Source organism: Pseudomonas sp. PB101 (genome assembly GCF_009764265.1).
Classification (GTDB): domain Bacteria; phylum Pseudomonadota; class Gammaproteobacteria; order Pseudomonadales; family Pseudomonadaceae; genus Aquipseudomonas.
The window spans coordinates 23706-42467 of sequence record NZ_RWIR01000060.1 but is presented as its reverse complement, the minus strand read 5'-3'; the positions used below and the strand labels follow the sequence as shown (position 1 = coordinate 42467).

The following is an 18762-nucleotide window of genomic DNA, read 5'->3' as shown; positions in this document are numbered from 1 at the left end:
GGCGCATTCCTTTTAATTAACGAATCACTGCTTTGCAGTATCGGTGCTGGCGACTTTCTTGTCTGCCGCAGCGGCTTTGGCTGGCGTGGTTTTCTTCGCCGGCGTTGCAGTTTTCGCAGGGGTTTTCTTGGCCGCAGCTTTTTTCGCCGGGGCTTTTTTCACCGCTGGAACAGCAGCCTTCTTGGTCGCAGGGGCCGGTGTCACAGGCTTGGCCACCGGCTTGACGTCAGCGGCAGCAACCAGGGTCACAGGGGCCGGTGCCGGCATGTTGTACTTGCTCAGCAACGCGACCATGGTGTTTTGCGGGGTCACCAGCAGTTCCACGCGACGGTTCAGCGCACGCCCTTGCACGCTGTCGTTGGCGGCACGCGGCGCATCGCCACCCAGACCACGCAGCATCAGGCGATCACGCTGCAAACCACTGAGACGGAAAATCGCCGCAACGGCCTGGGCGCGCTCCTGGCTCAACTTGACGTTGGCCGGCGCAGCGCCGGATGTATCGCTGTGGCCGAGGATCAACACGGCGGTCTTTGGATCGGCTTCGAGGATTTTCGCAACGCGGGTGAACGGCCCGAGCGTGACCGGCAGCAGCATGGCCGGACGATCAGGGTTGAACGAGCCTTCGACCGGCGCGGTCACCACCAGCACGTTTTCGCGGCGCTCGAGTTGCAGGTTGCTGTCCTTGACCGCCTCGCGCAAGCGCGGCTCGTAGTCGTCAAGCCAGGCCTGGGTGACTTTCGGGTCTGGCATCGGCACAGCCTTGGCGGTGCTCTGCTCGCTGCCACCGAACGGCCACCACCACTTGCTGCCGCTATCGGTTTCGGCCTTGGCCACGGCGGCGGGTTTGACCTCGGGTTTCACCTCCGGCTTGGCTGCGGGCTTGCCGGCGCTGTCGTCGGAACCGAACGGCCAGTACCAGTGGCTGGCGCTTTCAGTCTTGGCGACAGGTGCCGTCGCGTCTTTTTGTGGAGTCTGTGCGCAACCGGTAATGGCGAAGCACAGGGCCAAGGCGAGGGTTTTATTGGATGACATTGGATATCCACAAAAATGAAGTCAAAAAAATCAGGCCACATCGGCCCGCATAAACAGACGCTTTGAAACTGAAAAGGCAATCGGGTTCCAGCCCTGGAGCCGGATTGCCGCTTTTACAGACAGGTGGCCAGAACCCGCACCAGCTTTTGCGCGCGCGGGTCCATCAAGACGTAGGGTCCCAGGGTATTTGTCACAAATCCGAAAGCCACATCGTGCTCCGGGTCGGCAAAACCGATGGAGCCGCCGGCCCCCGGATGACCAAACGCGCGTGGGCCAAGGCCGAAAGTGGCATTGGCAACGTCCGGTTGATCGAGCATGCAACCCAGGCCGAAACGGGTCCGGGTCAGTAAAGTCTTGTCCTCGCCGAGGCTGTGCTCGCGGGTCAATTCATCGAGCATTTCGCTTTCCAGCAGGCTGCCGTCGAGCAGGCCGGCGTAGAAACCGGCCAGGCTGCGGGCATTGCCGTGGCCATTGGCGGCCGGTTGCTGCATGCGTCGCCACTCGGGTTTGTTGGTGCTGGTCATGATCGACGGCGGGTTGGTGAACGCCCGCGTCGTCATGGCCGTTGGCTCACGCATGGTCACTTGCAGCAGGCGCTGGGCGGCGGCATCGCCGACATTGCCCTTGCCCCGCGCAATGTGCGCCACGCGATGGAACTCTTCGTCGGCCAGCCCCACATGGAAGTCCAGGCCCAAGGGCTTGGCGACCCGCGCCACGATGGATTCCCCCGGCCCACGACCGTCGGCACGGCGCAGTAGCTCGCCGACCAGCCAGCCATAGGTGATCGCCGCGTAACCGTGGCCTTCGCCCGGCGTCCACCACGGCGTTTCGGCGGCCAGGGCGTCGACCATGGTCTGCCAGTCGTAAAGGGCTTCGGGGGCCAGCAACTCGCGCAATGCCGGAAGGCCGGCCTGATGGCAGAGCAGTTGACGCAGGGTCACGGACTCTTTGCCGGCAGCGGCAAATTCGGGCCAGTAGCGCGCCACCGGGGCATCCAGTTGCAGCTTGCCTTCGGCCACCAGTTGCAGCGCGGCGACCGCGGTGAAGGTCTTGGTGCAGGAGAACAGGTTGGCGATGGTGTCGCTGTGCCAGGCCTCGGCGCCGTCCTTGTCGGCCGTGCCGGCCCACAGATCGACTACGGTTTCGCCACCGACCTGAATGCACAACGCCGCACCACGTTCCTGGGGATCGTCGAACAGCGCCGCGAAGGCCTCTCGCACCGCTTCGAACTTAAGCTCGTAATGACCCTGAATCTGCACCCGCAACTCCCCGGATTAACGCTTTACAAAGTGGCGGGCATTGTTCCAGCCCTTGAGGGTTTTGGGAACAGGGTTGGGCCGGGCGGTCGCTCTGCCATCAACTTGAAAGGCAGTGGTGATGCTAATAACGCCTTCGCGAGCAGGCTCGCTCCCACAGGAGAATGCATTCCAAAGTGGGAGCGAGCCTGCTCGCGAAGAACGATGACGCGGTTTCAGCGATTAATGACCTTGGCCGGAATGCCCACCGGCGCCCTTCCCCGGCCCCTTGCCGGCCTCGGCCTTGCGACCGCCCTCGGCGTCGTGGCTGGTTTTGTCGGCGGCGGCCGCGGCCTTCTCGGCCTCTTTGCCCAATTGCTCGACAGTCGCCAGGTTGCTCTTGCGCACGCTGTCGACAAAACCCTGGAACGGCAGATCGGTGATGCCCACCAACCCGAAGTGACCGTTTTCACCGTCAAGCAGGCGTCCGGTGACCGGTTGATCGAGGTACTGGAACCAATGCACGCCAACAATCGACGGCTCGTTCAGTGCCTGCTTGAGGAAATTGGCATACGCCGCGCTGCGGTCCTCCTCCTTCGCCAGCGGCGTGACACCGCCCCAGAACGGGCCACGATCAGCCGAGCCGAAATTGAACTCGGTGATCAGCACCGGTTTATCCAGGCTGCGCAGCCTGGCGAAGTCGTAACCGTCCTGTGGTTGCAAGGTGTACATGTTGAAGCTCAACACGTCGCAATACTGCGCGCAGGACTCCACGGCTTCCGGTGTGCTGATGGCGAAACGGCCGCCGAGCAGCAGTTGGTTTGGCGCGTGCCACTTGAGTGAGTCGGAGATGGTCTTGAAATAGGTGTCGGCAAAGACCTTCTGGAAGTATTTGAAGTCTGCTTCGATTTCCGGATGCTCGGCGCTTGGCAGCGGCGGCACGAATCCCGGGTCTTCCATCAGCTCCCAGGCAGGCAGGTCAATGCCCCAGGCTTTCGACAGGCCCGCCTGATTGCGGTACTTGTCACGCAGTTGCTTGAGGAACGCGCGCTTGGCTGGCACATCGGTGGTCATTTTCAAAGTGCCGTAGGCCAGGGCATAACGGGCTTTCGGATCATCGCCGGGACCGGCCCAGGCCAGTTCGTTGTCGGCGTAATAACCCATCAGCCACGGATCGTCACGGTGATCGCGGGCGGCAATCGCCACGGCACGCTCGGTGGCCATGGCGAAACGCGGGTCGAACGGGTCGGGCATGCCGCCCCACCAGTCGGTACCGGTGCTGATGCTGGCGTAGTCGCCGACGATCGACAGCGGCAAGGTGTAGGGCACGCGATCAGCGTTGCCCAGTACCGGGGCGCTCCAGTTGCCGATGGTGTTGAAGCCCCAGGCCTGCAAGCGATCGAGGGTGTGGCTGGCCCAGCGTTGTTCGTCGAACAGCGCCTTGCACGGCTCGACAGATTTTGGCTCAGCGGCTTGCGCTGTCGTCGCTTCAGTCTTGGCGGCTTCGGCGACACCGGACTCGGCAGCTGCAGGCGCTACGGGTTGCTCCGCAGCCTTGGCTGCTGTCGCTTCAACCGCATCCGCCTTGGCCGCCGCGGCAACTCCGGCTTTGGTTGCGCTGCCCAACGCACAAGGATCGCCATACAGGCGTTGCAGGTTGGCAGCGTAGAAGTCGTACCAGCGCCCGGCATTGTAGCCGCGGCCCTGATCGACACCGTTGCCGCCCCGGTTGTCGCCTTCGCCGTAGTGGCTGGCCAGCGCTTCGTCGGGCTTGGGCAGGGACTCGAACATCCACTCGCGACCGGCAACATAGGTCTGGTTGACATCCGGGGCCACGGTATTGACCCCCAGGGAGTAGAACGGGTGCCCCTCAGGCGTCACCAGATACCAGCGACCATCGCGTTTCTCGGTGCGGAAAAAACCGCTGGCCTTGAACGACGGGCCTTTGGTCAAGCCACCGAATTTGTCCAGGGACGACTTCTCACGCTCGGCCAGCCAGGTTTTCAGCTGCTGCTGCTCCTTGCCGGCGGCGCCTTTGAGCTGTTCGTCGTTGCTGATTTTTTCCGGCCATTTGGCCCGGGTCGACTGGCCATAGGCGTCCACCAATCCACCGTAAACGGCCTGGGTGACCGACTCACCGCCCTGCACACCAAAGCGCTCCAGCAGGATGCTTTGCGCGGCTTTCGGCTGGTCCATCGACAAACTCACCGCTACCACCTGGCTGCGATCCAGCTCACCGGCGCTACTGGCCAGCAACACACGCTGGCCATCAACCGTCATCGGCATCGGCGGGCCAGCCTTCATGCCCAGGCTCAGCGGCGATGTCGCCTGCAAAGGCACCAACAGGGTCTGCGCAGGCCCCGCCGGCAAGTCGACGCGGCTGACCAGGGTCTTGCCGTCGTTGCTCTGGAGGGTCACGTACAGGGTCAAGTCCCAGTTCATCGCGCTCTGGATCCGCAGGCTCATCACGCCGGACTGCGACCAGTCCCAGGCGCCGGTTTGCGGGGTCAGGCGCAAAGTCGGGCGGGCAACCGGGTTGAACGTCACCCGGCGCAGCACTTCGCCCTCGGCGGTTTGCTCGGCGTTGGATTGCGGCAGGCTGGCGTCCTGAGTCGCCACCTGGACCACGTCGGCGGGGCGCACAAAGTTGAACAGCGTCTGCTGGCTCGCGGGAGCGGCCAGCAGAGGTGTTGCGAACATCAGGGCAAAAACAGCAGGCAACGAACGGCAAATCATGAGAACGAAATTCTCCCTAACGACCTTCAATGGGCCAGTGGAAAAGCGGTGGCAGAGAGATAGACAACGCGGCGGGCAAAACTGCCCACCGGTGTTTCAGGAAATTTCTCGACGGAACGGCGGCAAGGCGTTGAGGATGGCTTTGCCATAGCGCTGGGTCACCAGGCGCCGGTCGAGCAAGGTGATGGTGCCGCGGTCCTCTTCGGTACGCAGCAAGCGGCCGCAGGCCTGGACCAGTTTCAGCGAGGCGTCCGGTACGGAGATTTCCATGAACGGATTGCCACCGCGCGCTTCGATCCATTCGGCCAGGGCCGCTTCGACCGGATCATCAGGCACCGAGAACGGAATCTTGGCGATGACCACGTGCTCGCAATAGGCACCGGGCAAGTCGACCCCTTCGGCGAAGCTTGCCAGGCCGAACAACACGCTGGAGTCCCCGCCATCGACCCGCGCCTTGTGCTTGTTCAGGGTTTCCTGTTTCGACAGGTTGCCCTGGATGAACACTTGCTTGCGCCAGTCGCGGTCGAGGCCGTCGAACACGTCCTGCATCTGTTTACGCGAGGAAAACAGCACCAGCGTGCCCCGCGAGCCTTCGACCAGCTCAGGCAGATCACGAATGATCGCGGCGGTATGCGCCGCTGCATCACGCGGATCGGCGTTCAGGTTCGGCACCCGCAGCACACCGGCATCAGCGTGATGGAACGGGCTTGGCACCACCGCCGTCACGGCTTTTTTCGGCAGGCCGGCACGCATGCGGAAGCGGTCGAAGGTGCCGAGGGCAGTCAGGGTCGCCGAGGTCACCAGGCAGCCGTAGGCCACGTTCCACAGGTTGCGGCGAAGCATTTCCGCCGCAAGGATGGGACTGGCGTTGACCTCGATGTCGAACAGCGAGCCGCTTTCAGCCAGGGTCAGCCAGCGCGCCATGGGCGGGTTGTCTTCCGGGTCTTCGACGGTGAAGGCGGTCCACAACTCCCAGTTGCCGGAAGAACGCGACAACAGGCTGCCGAACAGTGGATACCACTCTTCAGCCTGGTTGCTGGCGATGCCGATGTTGACTTCGCCGTCCATGCCTTCCTTGAGCAGGTCGGTCAGGCGGGTGAACAGGTCGGTCAGACGGGCGAAGCCTTTTTTCAGCTCGATGCCCATCTCGCGCATGTGCTCGGGAATCACCCCGGCGACAAAACGGTGACGCGGGCGCTCGCGGCCTTCGACGTCTTCGCCGGGTTTGAAGTCGGCAATCTGTTCACACGCGGTGAACATGAACTGTTGTTGGGTCTTGATCTCCCGCGCCAGCTCCGGCACCTGCTCGATCAACTTGCCCAGGTCGCCCGGCAACGGGTGCTGGGCCAGCAGCTTGGTGAGGTTCTTGGCGGTGGTTTCCAGCCAGTCGGCGGTGGAGCGCAGGCGTGTGTAGTGGGCAAAGTGACCGATGGCCTTGTCCGGCAGGTGATGGCCTTCGTCGAACACGTAGATGGTGTCGCGCGGGTCCGGCAGCACGGCGCCGCCGCCCAGGGCCAGGTCGGCCAGGACCATGTCGTGGTTGGTGACGATCACATCGACCTTGCCCATGCCTTCGCGGGCCTTGTAGAAGGCGCACTGGCCGAAGTTCGGGCAATGGCGGTTGGTGCACTGGCTGTGATCGGTGGTCAGGCGCGCCCAGTCGGCGTCTTCCAGGGCGGTGGACCAACTGTCGCGGTCGCCGTCCCACTTATTGCCGGCGAGCTTCTCGATCATGCTGGTGAACAGCTTCTGGCTGGCCTCGTCGACCTCGATCTTGAAACCTTCTTCTTCGAACAACTGCGCCGTGGCGGTCTGCGCGTGGCCTTCCTGGAGCAACATGTCGAGCTTGGACAGGCACATGTAGCGCCCGCGTCCCTTGGCCAGGGCGAAGCTGAAGTTCAGCCCGCTGTTGCGCATCAGGTCGGGCAAGTCCTTGTAGACGATCTGCTCTTGCAGGGCCACGGTGGCCGTGGCGATCACCAGGCGCTTGCCCGCGGCCTTGGCGGTCGGGATTGCCGCCAGGCTGTAGGCCACGGTCTTGCCGGTACCGGTGCCGGCTTCCACCGCGACAATCGCGGGGTCGCCACTGCGCCGGCCTTCGTCGTCGGTGTCGATGTCACCGAGGACCTTGGCGATTTCGGCGATCATCAGGCGTTGGCCGTAGCGCGGCTTGAGGCTCTTGGCTTCGAGAAAACGCGAGTAGGCGCCCTGGATCGTGGTTTTGAGTTCAGTGCTGATCATGAATTTTCGGGCGCAAAAACGCTGGATAAATTTTCAGTAGTTCGGTTCGGCCGCTATCATACCCCGCTAATGAATCCCGCGCAGAACGGAGTACCCCAATGACACCTTTTAGCCTCATTTATAGCATGCATGTACTGGCGGCCCTGGTCTGGGTCGGCGGCATGTTTTTCGCCTGGATGGTCCTGCGCCCCGCAGCGATCACGGCACTGGAGGGCCCTGCCCGGTTGAAGCTGTGGGTAGAAGTGTTTCAAGGTTTTTTCCGCTGGGTCTGGGTGGCAGTCGTGCTGTTGCCGGTCAGCGGCGTGGGCATGCTGCACATGCACTTCGGTGGCTTTGAAACTGCGCCACGTTATGTGCAGGTGATGATGGGGCTGTACGTGGTGATGACCGCGCTGTTTATCCGTATCCAGGCGTTGATGCTGCCGGAGTTGCGCACGGCCGTGGCCGGGCAGGATTGGCCGGCAGGAGCGGCTGTGCTGGGGCGGATTCGCCGGTTGGTGGGGATCAATCTGTTGGTGGGGTTGGCTGTGGTGGTGATTGGGGCGGCTCGGCCGATGTTTTGAAGAATGGGCGGTAGAGGGCTTTTTGTGGCGAGGGGGCTTGCCCCCCTCACCACAGGGCTCTCGGTGTTGCTTACATGCGCTGCACTGTCACCGAACCCGTCGCGCCTTCCGGCCCCGGCTGACCATCAGCCCCAGGCTTACCGCTCTTGCCGCCATCGGCCTTGTAGATCAGGCAACCCTTGGCCTTGCCACCCGCGCCCGGTTTGCCACCCGGGCCGGCCAGGCCACCGGCACCGCCAGCCACCTGAACCTTGATCCGGTCTGCCGGGAAGTCGTGCGGCACCGACAGTTTGACCAGCGCCCCCGGTGCACCCGGTTGACCATTGCTGCCATCACTGCCATCGGCACCGCGACCGGCCTGTCCCCACGTGCAGCCCGGCTCCTGGCCGTTGGCGCCATCGAGGCCGACAAACCCCGGTGCACCCGCACCGCCACGCGCATCAACGTTCAATTGCGGTGCGTTCAGTGTCTTGATCTGCAAATCGAGAGTGCGCCCGGAGCGGGCGGCCTTGTGATAGGTACCCGGGGCACCACGGGAGGTGATCTGGCTGCCTTCGGACAAATCGGCCCGGCGCACCTTCAGCGCCAGCGCCTGTTCCGCCGGCACGATGGCGATGCGCGCTTCACGCCCCAGGTGCAATTCACCCACGGTGACTTCGGTGACGTTCGAGGGAATCAGCAAGGTGCCGTAATCGGCCACCTCCAGGCGTTCCAGTTGCAGGGTGCTGGCGGTGTTGGGCAAGCGCATCAGCGAGTTGGGTTCGACACTCACCACCTGTGCGCTGGCCAATGGGCTGATGAGTGCGGCGAGCAGACAGAGTTTACGCATGGGAAGCCTTAGAAGCGGTGGGGGCTGGAATGGTTTGCAGGTGGAATACGCCGAAAATGAGGATTTTCAGGCGGTCAAGCCAGGGATGGGCGCGACCGCGCAGGCTGCGATAGCACAGCAGCGCTTCCAGCAGATGGATGAACCCCAACAGGCCGCCGGCCAGATTGACCAACGGATGCAGCGGAAAGACCAATGGCATGAGCTGATTGACCAGCACCACCAACCAGAAAAGCAAGGTCAACAACCGACCTAGCCCCCATAAGACTTTCATACGCGCCCCCGATGAGATTTATTGTTTGCACGCACAGTAACGGCTTCCACGCGGGATAAGCCAGAGGGCAACGGAAAAATCTTCATGAGGGCCGCCGAACGGCCGTCGACGCGTTTACTACTGTCGCTCGACGGCTCTATCTCTTGGCTCAGCGGTTTATATGCAGTTCCACGCGACGGTTTTTCGCACGACCTTCATCCGTCCCGTTGTCGGCAATCGGCTGACTCTCGCCCTTGCCTTCGCTGGTGACTTTGTTCGGCGCCACACCCTGGCTGAACAAGTACTCCGCCACGCTGCTGGCGCGTCGCTCCGACAAGGCCTGGTTATAGGCATCCGAACCGACGCTGTCGGTATGACCAACCACCTTGATGCTGACCACACTGGCATCCTCGAACTTGCTCATCAACGCATCCAGTTGACTCTTCGCCGTCGGGGTCAGGTCGGATTTATTGAAGGCAAACAGCACGTCGCCGGCATCGCTCAAGGTGATGACTTCCGATTGCGCAGGCTCAGGCGCGACGCTGGCCGGATACTGCGGCAGCGCGCAACCGCGATGGTCCACCGGGGTATTGGCGGGCGTGTCAGGGCAACGGTCACGCCGGTCGAAAACGCCGTCGCCGTCTTCGTCGCCATCCTGGGCATAGCAGATCAAGCCGCCGGACAAGATACCCAGCGCCGCGCCGCCCGCGGCCCAGGCGCCACTCTCGATTGCGCCCAGGCCACCGCCGACCAGGCCGCCGATGAGGCTGCAGATTGGCCAGGTGCGTTGATTGAGGGGGGCAGTGCCATCACTGTGGGTCGCGCAGCCGGTCAAGAGGCTGCCAAGTAGCAGAACCGGCAAGACGGTCCTTGTGAGAACGATCATATTGAAAGCTCCTGTGTCACCGGCCAATACCGGTTACACAGGAGTAAAGACCCGCATCCGCGACTGCACAAGGCGCGGATGCGAGGGGGGCTTAACGCTGGATTTTGATTTCCGTACGACGGTTCTGTGCACGACCGTCAGCGGTTTTGTTGTCCGCAACCGGCTGGCTTTCACCGGCACCGACAACCGAGACGAAGTTGCTGCGAGGTACGCCTTCCTGGATGAGGTACTCAACCACCGAGTGGGCGCGTTTATCCGACAGTTTCTGGTTGTAGGCGTCGCTGCCCACGCTGTCGGTATGGCCGGTCACGGTCAGTTGGGCAGTCGGGGCTTCGGCTTTCAGGCGAGTGGCAATCTTGTCGAGTACTTGTTTGTCGGACGAGGTAAGCGTGGCTTTATCAAACTGGAAGTGAACATCGCGAATGACGATGGTTTCTTCCTTGACCACAACCGCTTCTTCGACCACAGGTGCCGGTGGAGGGCAACCGTTGGCATCGACTTGAACGCCTTTTGGCGTGCCTGGGCACTTGTCGCGACTGTCCGGCACACCATCGCCGTCTTCGTCGCCATCACCGTGAACCCAGCAATAAGCCGCTGCCGTACCGCCGACGAGCAGAGCACCATACCCTGCCCATGCCGAGCTTTCGGTCGCACCGAGGCCCGCGCCCACGACACCACCGACTGCCGCGCAGGTCGGCCAGTCGGTTTTCTGCAAACCTGCGCAACCAGTCAACACACTGGTTAGCAGAACCAAGGGTAATGCTGTCCGAACTATGCTCATCTAGTTTTCTCCTGAGGGATCGGCTTAGAACCGATTCAGGTAGTAAAGACCCGAGTTTTAAACTCCGCCAGCAATAGGCCATGCTGTTTATTCGCGTATTAACGGCAGCTTGGCGCTTTTGTCGTCAGGGCGCTCTAGGCCCGAACGTTAGGGCAGGCTAGTCTTGGCAGATCTGATTGAGGATCTTCGATGATTGCAGGTAATTCTTCACGCACACCACAACAGGCACTGGCTGCGTTACTTGACCGATATGCCCCCGCGCGCCTGTTGTTGATCGGCGCCAGTGAGTTCCCGGCACTGGAGGCGTTCAAGCTCGCGCACCCGGACAGCAGCGTCGCTTTCGCGGCCCCCGGGCCGTTGCCCGACGAGTTGGCGGCCCGCCGTTTCGACCTGGCCCTGGCGGTCGATTGCCTGGAGCATTTGCCCAAGCGCGACGGCCTGAACCTGCTGGGCGGCATCCGCAACCTCAACGCCAGCCGCATCGCCGTGCTGGCGGACCTGTCGGCCTGTGGCTGGCAGGAAACCGACTTTTTCTCCCTGGCCCTGCAAGCCAGCGAGCGCTTTCAACGGGATGAACAGGTCTTGACCCTGTTTACCTACGATCTGCTTGAATACAAGCAGGTCCCCGACTGGCTCAACTCGCGTTTCTGGGCCAATCCGGAAAACTTCGGGAAATACTGGTGGTAATGCAATGAGTACATCCATTTGCCCTTGCGGCAGCGGCACCCTGCTCGACGCCTGCTGCGGTCACTATCATGCCGGGCACCCGGCACCGTGCGCCGAAGCCTTGATGCGCTCGCGCTACAGCGCCTACGTGCTGGGGTTGGTCGACTATCTGGTGGCCACCACCCTGCCCGCCCAGCAGGCCGGCCTGGATCGTCAATCGATCAGCGACTGGAGCGCGCAAAGTACGTGGCTGGGCCTTGAGGTGGAAAGCTCCGAAGTGCTGGGTGGCCAGCCTGAACATGCTTTCGTGACCTTCACCGCGCGCTGGCACGACAGCAATGGCGAGCACAGTCACCGCGAGCGCTCGTCATTTGTGCAGAACACCGGTCGCTGGTATTTCATCGACCCCACCGTGCAGCTCAAGGCCGGACGCAATGACGCCTGTCCGTGCGCGAGCGGGCAGAAGTTCAAGAAGTGTTGCGCGGGGTACTTCAGCAGCCAGGAGATGTAATGCCTGTGCACCCCGCAGGTGCCGCCGAAGGCGGCGATCTTTTGGGTCTGGACCGGGGCTCAAGGGAGAAATGGAACGATGATCATCCGCTGCGGCGCACGCTGTCTGCTCACGTTGTTCCTGACTCTGGGACTCGGCGGCTGTGCCTCATGGTTCGACGACGACCTGCCGGACCCCGAGGTCCATCTGGTGAAAGTCGAGGTGGTCAGCGCCAAACTGCTGGAACAGAAGTTCCTCCTGCACTTTCGCATCGACAACCCCAACGACAGCGAACTGACGGTGCGCAGCCTGGAATACCGCATTCACCTGGGCGACATTCTGCTGGCCGACGGCGAGTACGAACACTGGTTCACCATCAGCCCCCGGCACAGCGCTTACTTCAAGGTGCCGATCCGCACCAACCTGTGGTCCAAAGTCCGTGAAATGGCCAAACTGCTGAAAAAAGCCGATCAACCCATTCCCTATCGTCTGGAAGGTGAACTGGAAACCGGTATATTCATCGCCCACTACGTGCACCTGGCGCGCAATGGCGTGATAATCGCCGCCGATTTAATTCCGGAGCAACACCGATGACCCAGCAACCCCACGTTCACGGCCCTGACTGCAACCACGATCATGACCATCACCAGCATGATCACGACCACGGTCATGTCCACGGTCCGAACTGCGGCCACGCTCACCAGGAACCGGTGCGCAATGCCCTGAAAGACGTCGGCCGCAACGATCCGTGCCCATGCGGCAACGGCAAGAAATTCAAGAAGTGCCACGGCGCTTGATGCATTCCCCTGTAGGAGCGAGCCTGCTCGCGATGGACTGTCAGTCGACATCTGTGTCGCTGACACACCCTCGCGAGCAGGCTCGCTCCTACAGGTTTTTCAGTCAGCCTTTAATACACATGCAGCGCTGACTACCGTCGCATACTCGCCGTGCAAATTCCCCAGCGACATCCCATGCACCTCTTCGGCGCTATGGGCATGGCCGAAAAAATCAGCCTTGTCGAAGGTAAAGCACGCATCCTCGGCCACCCACGTATCAAACCCCAGGTTGCCCGCGGTGCGCGCCGTGGACTCCACCGAGTTGTGGGTCGCGACACCGACGATGATCAACTGCCCGATCCCCGCCTCGCGCAACTGCGCCTCCAGCCCAGTCGAACAAAACGCATCCGGCACCTGCTTCTGGATCAGGCGCTCACCGGTCATTGGCGCGAACCGCTGCTGAAACTCCACCCCCGACTGCTGCGGCCAGAAGACCGAGTCCTCCGAGCGGGACAGGTGTTGCACATGAATCACCGGCCGAGCGGTGCGCCGCCAATGGCCGAGCAATTCCAGCATGCGCTCTTCAGCCTGGGGATTATTCCGGCGGCCGAGCCTGGGATGCAGGATGCCTTTTTGTTGATCGATGATGATCAGTGCCGCGTTTGCCTTGAGCTCCATGCCGCCTGTTCTCCGGGATTGTTGACCGTATCGCACCTCAGCATCACCCATTGCGAGCGGCAAGGCGGTGTTTTTTTCGGTTTATCAGACAAATCCTGAAATAACCTTGCACCCCGCTTGCACGGCCACCTCCCGCTCACTAACGTAGCGCCTTTATTGCGCGCCGCCGCCTCTACCCCCGCAGGAGCTTTGCCATGGCCTCGCCAGCCCTTACTCATTTTCTACCCCGGTTCGGCGTTGCCGCAGCAGTGGCCGGCGTCTTGAGCCTGACCGGTTGTCAGACCTACAACGCCCAGGACACCCTGCCGCCGGCCTCCGGCGTACAACCGCTCAAGGGCCTGGCACAGAACGTTTCGGTGCGCCGCAATGCCATGGGCATGCCGCTGATCGAAAGCAACAGCTTCCACGACGCGCTGTTCAGCCTCGGTTACGTGCATGCCAGCGACCGCATCACCCAGATGGTCACCCTGCGCCTGCTGGCCCAGGGCCGTCTGGCCGAGATGCACGGTGCGGACCTGCTGGATGCCGACCGCTACATGCGCGCGGTCAACCTGAAGAAAAGTGCGGGCGAGTTGTACAAGGCCTCTTCGCCGCGCCTCAAGCGTTTCTTCGAAGTCTATGCGCGGGGCGTCAACGCCTACCTGTTCCGCTACCGCGACAAACTGCCGGCGGACCTCGCGGCCACCGGCTACAAGCCTGAATACTGGCAGCCGGAAGATTCGGCGCTGATTTTCTGCCTGTTGAACTTCAGCCAGTCGACCAACCTGCCGGAAGAAATTTCCTCGCTGGTGCTGGCCCAGACCGTCACTACCGACAAACTCGCGTGGCTGACGCCATCGGCTCCGGACGAAAAACTGCCGCTCGCCGAAAGCGAGAAACTGCAAGGAATCAAGCTCAACGGGCAAGTGCCGGGGCTGGCCGAACTCAGTAAGGCCACCGGGCAACTGGCGGACCTCAATCTGCCGGGCGCTGCCTCGTCGAACAACTGGGCCATCGCCCCGCAACGCAGCCGCAGCGGCAAGAGCCTGTTGGCCAGTGACAGTCACGGCCCGCTGGGCGTGCCTTCGTTGTTCAGCTACGTGCAGATTCGCGCACCGAAGTATCAGGCGTCCGGTGTGACCATCGCGGGCCTGCCGATGGTGCTGGGCGGTTTCAACGGCAAAGTGGCGTGGAGCATGACGTCCGTGATGGGCGACAACCAGGACCTGTTTCTGGAAAAGATCAAGCGCCAGGGCAACGGCCTGACCTACGAAAACGCCGGGAAATGGCAGCCGGCGATCGTGCGCAACGAAACCTATTTCGTCAAAGGCCAGCGCCCGATTCGCGAAGCCGTGTATGAAACCCGCCATGGCCCGTTGCTCAACAGCGCCCAGGGCAGCACGCTGGCCAATGGCTTCGGCCTGGCCCTGCAGATGCCGAGCTTCACCGACGACAAGAGCCTGGACGCGTTCTTCGACCTGTCCCGTGCCCAGAGTGTCGAGAAAGCCTCGGATGCCAGCCGTGAAATCCGCGCCATCGCGGTGAACCTGGTGTTCGCCGATGCCAGCCACATCGGCTGGCAAGTCACCGGTCGTTACCCGAACCGCCGTGAAGGCGAAGGCCTGCTGCCCTCACCGGGTTGGGAAGGCCGTTACGATTGGGACGGTTACGCCGACCCGATGCTGCACCCCTACGACCAGGACCCGGCCCAAGGCTGGCTCGGCACCGCCAACCAGCGGGTCATTCCCCATGGCTACGGCATGCAGTTGTCCAATTCCTGGGCCGCTCCGGAGCGCGGCGAGCGCCTGGCCGAACTGGCCGGCGCAGGCAAGCACGACAGCCGCAGCGTGATCGCCATGCAGTACGACCAGACCACTACTTTCGCTGCCAAGCTGAAGAAAATGTTCGAAGCGCCGGGCATGGCCCAGCCGCTCAAACAAGCCATGGACGCCTTGCCGGCGGCCGATCGCGCCAAGGCTCACGAAGCCTACAGCCGCTTGATGGCGTTCGACGGCAAGCTCGGCCCGGCCTCCACCGATGCGGCCATCTACGAACTGTTCCTGCAGGAAAGCACCCGGCAGATCTTCCTCGATGAACTGGGCCCGGAGAGCAGCCCGGCGTGGAAAGCCTTTGTCACCGATGGCAAGTTGTCCTACGCAGCCCAGGCCGATCACCTGCTCGGGCGTGAGGACAGCCCGTTCTGGGATGACGTGCGCACCGCGCAGAAAGAAGACAAACCGGCCATCCTCGCGCGCAGCCTTGCCGCCGCGATCAGCGCCGGCGACAGCCAGTTGGGCGCCGATCACAAAGCCTGGCAATGGGGCAAACTGCATCGCTATGAATGGAAGAACAGCAGCGGCCAGGTCGTACGCGGTCCGCTGCCGGCCGGTGGCGACCACACCACGCTCAACACCGCCGCCTTTGCCTGGGGCCAGGATTTCAACACTACGCTGGCGCCAGCCATGCGCTTTATCGTCGATTTCGGCCAGTCCGAACCGCTGATGGCGCAAAACGGCACCGGTCAATCCGGCAACCCGGCCAGCCCGAACTACTTCAACAGCATCGACCCGTGGTTAAAGGGTCAATACATGAGCCTGCCGATTCAGCCGCAGAACTTCGACAATGCCTATGGCAAGAATCGACTGACGCTGACACCCGGCAAGTAAGTTGAAACCCCCGCCTAATGTGGGGGCGAGCTAGTTCCGGGCGGCGTTCCGACGATGGTCGTTAACGTTAACGCGTATTTGCTGGATAAACGCGGCGCTCTTGAATCCATCGCGAGCAAGCTCGCTCCTACAGGGGCCGATACTGGTCCCCGGAAAACAAATAGAACTTCTCGCTGCGCGCCAACCTCATAGCTAACAAGTCCCCCCATTCTGGCAACACCATGGACCTTGTTATCTCGCGTCCCGAAGGCTTGTACTGCCCCGCCGGCGACTTCTATATCGATCCGTGGCGGCCGGTCGAGCGCGCCGTGATTACCCACGCCCACGGCGACCATGCCCGCGCCGGCAATCGGCACTACCTGGCGGCAGCACCCGGCGAGGCCATTCTGCGTGCGCGACTGGGCCAGGACATCGACCTGCAAACCCTGCGCTATGGCGAGCGCCTGCTGCACCATGGCGTGTTCCTCAGCTTTCATCCCGCCGGCCACGTGCTCGGCTCGGCGCAAGTACGCCTGGAGTACGGTGGAGAAGTCTGGGTGGCGTCCGGGGACTACAAGACCGAAGCCGACGGCACCTGCACACCGTTTGAACCGGTGCGTTGCGACACCTTCATCACCGAGTCGACCTTTGGCCTGCCGATCTACCGCTGGCAACCCCAGGCGCAAGTGTTTGCCGAGATCAATCAATGGTGGCAAGCCAATGCAGCGGTGGAAAAAACCAGCCTGCTGTTCTGTTACGCCTTCGGCAAGGCCCAGCGCATTCTCCATGGCATCGACGCGCAGCTGGGGCCCATCCTCGTGCATGGCGCCGTAGAGCCGGTGAACGGGATCTACCGCGAAGCGGGGATTGATCTGCCGCCGACGATTCCTGCCGCCGACATCAAAAAAAGCGACCCGATGATGCGCAAGGCTCTCGTGCTCGCACCACCTTCGGCGGCCAATAGCGGCTGGATGCGGCGGTTCGACTGTTTCAGCGATGGTTTCGCCAGTGGCTGGATGCGTTTGCGCGGCACGCGCCGGCGGCGCGGAGTGGATCGAGGTTTCGTCCTGTCCGACCACGCCGACTGGCCAGGATTGCTCTGGGCCATTGAACAGACCGGTGCCGAACGGGTCATGGTGACCCATGGCTCGACCGGCGCCCTGGTACGCCATCTGCGCGAGCAGGGGCTCGATGCCATGGCGTTCGAAACCCGATACGGCGCAGACGAAGAGGACATTGCCCTGGCCGAAGCCGAGCTGGCCGAGGTGCTGTGATGAAAGCATTCGCCGAGCTGTACGCCGAACTCGATGCCTCCACCTCGAACAACGCCAAACTGGCGGCGATGCAACACTACTTCGCCCATGCCGCGCCGGAGGATGCCGCATGGGCGGTGTACTTTCTGTCGGGCGGACGGCCCCGGCAACTGGTGCCCGTGCGCGTCCTGCGCGAGCTGGCGGTGGAGTTTTCCGGTTTGCCGGAATGGCTGTTCGAAGAAAGTTACCAGGCCGTCGGTGATCTCGCGGAAACCATTTCGCTGGTTCTGCCCGAAGTGCCGCACCGATCAACCGATGGGCTGGCCACCTGGGTCGAAGACAAATTGCTGTCACTGCGCGGCGAAACCGCGCAATCGCTCTCGCAAAGGTTGCCAGAGCTGTGGGCGCAACTGGATCGCCTGAGCCTGATGGTCTGCATCAAACTGATCACCGGCAGCTTTCGCGTCGGGGTCTCCAAACTGCTGGTCACCCGTGCCCTGGCAGCCATGGCGCATCTGGACAGCAAACGCGTGGCGCAGCGGCTGGTGGGTTACACCGACCAGACTCATCGCCCCAGCGCCAGCCATTACCTGAAACTGATCGCCGCCGAATCCGCGGATGAACACGCCCAGCGTGGCGGCCAGCCCTATCCGTTTTTTCTCGCCCATGGGTTGTCGCCACCCGTGGAGCAGTTCGAAGCGCTGCTCGGCCCAGTCCAGCACTGGCAGGCGGAATGGAAATGGGACGGCATCCGCGCCCAGGTGATCAAGCGCGGCGGGCGCCTGTGGATCTGGTCGCGGGGTGAAGAGTTGATGACCGAACGCTTCCCTGAACTGGACAGCCTGATTCTGGGCCTTCCCGACGGGACGGTGATCGACGGCGAGATCGTCGCCTGGAAATCTGCGCCAACCGGCACCGAAAAGGCGTTTGAACCGGCAGCGCAACCTTTTGCCCTCCTGCAACAACGCATCGGTCGCAAAACCCTGGACCGCAAGATCCTCGATGAAGTGCCGGTGGTGCTGCTCGCCTTCGATTTGCTCGAATGGCAGGGTGAAGACTGGCGCAACCGCACTCAGGCCGAGCGTCGCGCGCAACTGGAATGGGTGGTCGGTGACTGTGCCAACCCGCGGTTGCACCTCTCGCCCCTGTTGACCGGCGAGACCTGGCTCGACCTCGCCCGCCAGCGCGAAGCATCCCGCAGCCTCGGTGTCGAGGGCCTCATGCTCAAGGCCCGCGATGCCTTGTACGGCGTCGGCCGGACCAAGGACATGGGCGTTTGGTGGAAATGGAAAGTCGACCCGTTCAGCATTGACGCCGTGCTGATCTACGCACAACGGGGGCAAGGACGCCGCGCCAGCCTCTACAGCGATTACACCTTCGCCGTCTGGGACGGCCCGCCAGATGCCAGCGAGCGCACACTGGTGCCGTTTGCCAAAGCCTATTGCGGGCTGAGCGATGACGAAATCCGCCAGGTCGACAGCATCGTGCGCAAGACCACCGTGGAAAAGTTCGGGCCCGTGAGCAGCGTCGAGCCAAGCCTGGTGTTTGAATTGGGTTTTGAGGGCATCGCCCTCTCCCGCCGCCATAAAAGCGGCATTGCCGTGCGCTTTCCGCGGATGTTGCGCTGGCGCAAAGACAAGTCGGTCGACGATGCAGACAGCTTGGCGACCCTGCAAAACCTGCTCAGCTAAGCCCTCTTTTCACCCTCGATATTTTTTCTTT

General features: G+C 62.5%; 17 protein-coding genes. 8 read left to right on the top strand and 9 right to left on the bottom strand.

Annotation, left to right across the window (positions count from 1 at the left end; all coding sequences use genetic code 11):
* Nucleotides 1-24: 24 nt before the first annotated feature.
* From EI969_RS18370 to dinG, 4 genes are all read right to left on the bottom strand, one after another.
* Nucleotides 25-1032: an OmpA family protein gene (locus tag EI969_RS18370; protein WP_160389044.1), complete on the bottom strand. Its 1008-nt coding sequence runs from the start codon at nucleotides 1030-1032 to the stop codon at nucleotides 25-27.
* A gap of 113 nt (nucleotides 1033-1145) precedes the next feature.
* Nucleotides 1146-2291 carry a serine hydrolase domain-containing protein gene (locus EI969_RS18365; protein ID WP_160389043.1) on the bottom strand — a complete coding sequence of 382 codons (1146 nt, stop codon included), beginning with the start codon at nucleotides 2289-2291 and terminating at the stop codon, nucleotides 1146-1148.
* 219 nt (nucleotides 2292-2510) lie between these two features.
* Nucleotides 2511-5003 (bottom strand): beta-galactosidase, encoded by a 2493-nt coding sequence (locus tag EI969_RS18360; RefSeq protein ID WP_160389042.1) that lies wholly within the window; start codon nucleotides 5001-5003, stop codon nucleotides 2511-2513.
* 96 nt (nucleotides 5004-5099) lie between these two features.
* Nucleotides 5100-7244, bottom strand: coding sequence for an ATP-dependent DNA helicase DinG (dinG, locus tag EI969_RS18355; protein ID WP_160389041.1), 2145 nt, complete (start codon nucleotides 7242-7244; stop codon nucleotides 5100-5102).
* A gap of 98 nt (nucleotides 7245-7342) precedes the next feature.
* On the opposite strand from dinG, the gene EI969_RS18350 reads away from it, so the two are divergent.
* On the top strand, nucleotides 7343-7807 hold the full coding sequence (locus tag EI969_RS18350) for a CopD family protein (RefSeq protein ID WP_160389040.1): 465 nt from the start codon (nucleotides 7343-7345) through the stop codon (nucleotides 7805-7807).
* A 70-nt stretch (nucleotides 7808-7877) separates the two neighbouring features.
* On the opposite strand, the gene EI969_RS18345 is transcribed toward EI969_RS18350, so the two are convergent.
* The 4 genes from EI969_RS18345 to EI969_RS18330 form a co-directional block, all read right to left on the bottom strand.
* Nucleotides 7878-8636: a collagen-like protein gene (locus EI969_RS18345; RefSeq protein WP_160389039.1), complete on the bottom strand. Its 759-nt coding sequence runs from the start codon at nucleotides 8634-8636 to the stop codon at nucleotides 7878-7880.
* Complete coding sequence (locus EI969_RS18340) at nucleotides 8629-8907, bottom strand: DUF1145 domain-containing protein (RefSeq protein WP_150718619.1); 279 nt, start codon at nucleotides 8905-8907, stop codon at nucleotides 8629-8631. Before EI969_RS18340 ends, EI969_RS18345 begins: the two co-directional genes overlap by 8 nt.
* A 148-nt stretch (nucleotides 8908-9055) precedes the next feature.
* Nucleotides 9056-9772 carry an OmpA family protein gene (locus EI969_RS18335; RefSeq protein ID WP_160389038.1) on the bottom strand — a complete coding sequence of 239 codons (717 nt, stop codon included), beginning with the start codon at nucleotides 9770-9772 and terminating at the stop codon, nucleotides 9056-9058.
* 91 nt (nucleotides 9773-9863) lie between these two features.
* Complete coding sequence (locus EI969_RS18330; protein WP_150718621.1) at nucleotides 9864-10553, bottom strand: OmpA family protein; 690 nt, start codon at nucleotides 10551-10553, stop codon at nucleotides 9864-9866.
* 189 nt (nucleotides 10554-10742) lie between these two features.
* On the opposite strand from EI969_RS18330, the gene EI969_RS18325 reads away from it, so the two are divergent.
* From EI969_RS18325 to EI969_RS18310, 4 genes are all read left to right on the top strand, one after another.
* The gene (locus tag EI969_RS18325) at nucleotides 10743-11240 is read left to right on the top strand and encodes a DUF6231 family protein (protein WP_160389037.1); all 498 of its coding nucleotides are present in this window, start codon (nucleotides 10743-10745) and stop codon (nucleotides 11238-11240) included.
* A 4-nt stretch (nucleotides 11241-11244) separates the two neighbouring features.
* Nucleotides 11245-11730: a YchJ family protein gene (locus tag EI969_RS18320; RefSeq protein WP_160389036.1), complete on the top strand. Its 486-nt coding sequence runs from the start codon at nucleotides 11245-11247 to the stop codon at nucleotides 11728-11730.
* A 78-nt stretch (nucleotides 11731-11808) separates the two neighbouring features.
* The gene (locus EI969_RS18315) at nucleotides 11809-12303 is read left to right on the top strand and encodes an LEA type 2 family protein (protein ID WP_160389035.1); all 495 of its coding nucleotides are present in this window, start codon (nucleotides 11809-11811) and stop codon (nucleotides 12301-12303) included.
* Nucleotides 12300-12506 carry an SEC-C metal-binding domain-containing protein gene (locus EI969_RS18310; protein ID WP_008056806.1) on the top strand — a complete coding sequence of 69 codons (207 nt, stop codon included), beginning with the start codon at nucleotides 12300-12302 and terminating at the stop codon, nucleotides 12504-12506. Before EI969_RS18315 ends, EI969_RS18310 begins: the two co-directional genes overlap by 4 nt.
* Nucleotides 12507-12605: 99 nt before the next feature.
* Here EI969_RS18310 and EI969_RS18305 read toward each other — a convergent pair whose 3' ends face one another.
* Nucleotides 12606-13163: a cysteine hydrolase family protein gene (locus EI969_RS18305; RefSeq protein ID WP_160389034.1), complete on the bottom strand. Its 558-nt coding sequence runs from the start codon at nucleotides 13161-13163 to the stop codon at nucleotides 12606-12608.
* A gap of 194 nt (nucleotides 13164-13357) precedes the next feature.
* On the opposite strand from EI969_RS18305, the gene EI969_RS18300 reads away from it, so the two are divergent.
* From EI969_RS18300 to EI969_RS18290, 3 genes are all read left to right on the top strand, one after another.
* On the top strand, nucleotides 13358-15808 hold the full coding sequence (locus tag EI969_RS18300) for a penicillin acylase family protein (protein ID WP_160389033.1): 2451 nt from the start codon (nucleotides 13358-13360) through the stop codon (nucleotides 15806-15808).
* A 221-nt stretch (nucleotides 15809-16029) separates the two neighbouring features.
* Nucleotides 16030-17061, top strand: coding sequence for a ligase-associated DNA damage response exonuclease (locus EI969_RS18295; protein WP_160389032.1), 1032 nt, complete (start codon nucleotides 16030-16032; stop codon nucleotides 17059-17061).
* Complete coding sequence (locus tag EI969_RS18290) at nucleotides 17061-18731, top strand: ATP-dependent DNA ligase (RefSeq protein WP_160389031.1); 1671 nt, start codon at nucleotides 17061-17063, stop codon at nucleotides 18729-18731. Before EI969_RS18295 ends, EI969_RS18290 begins: the two co-directional genes overlap by 1 nt.
* Nucleotides 18732-18762: the final 31 nt, after the last annotated feature.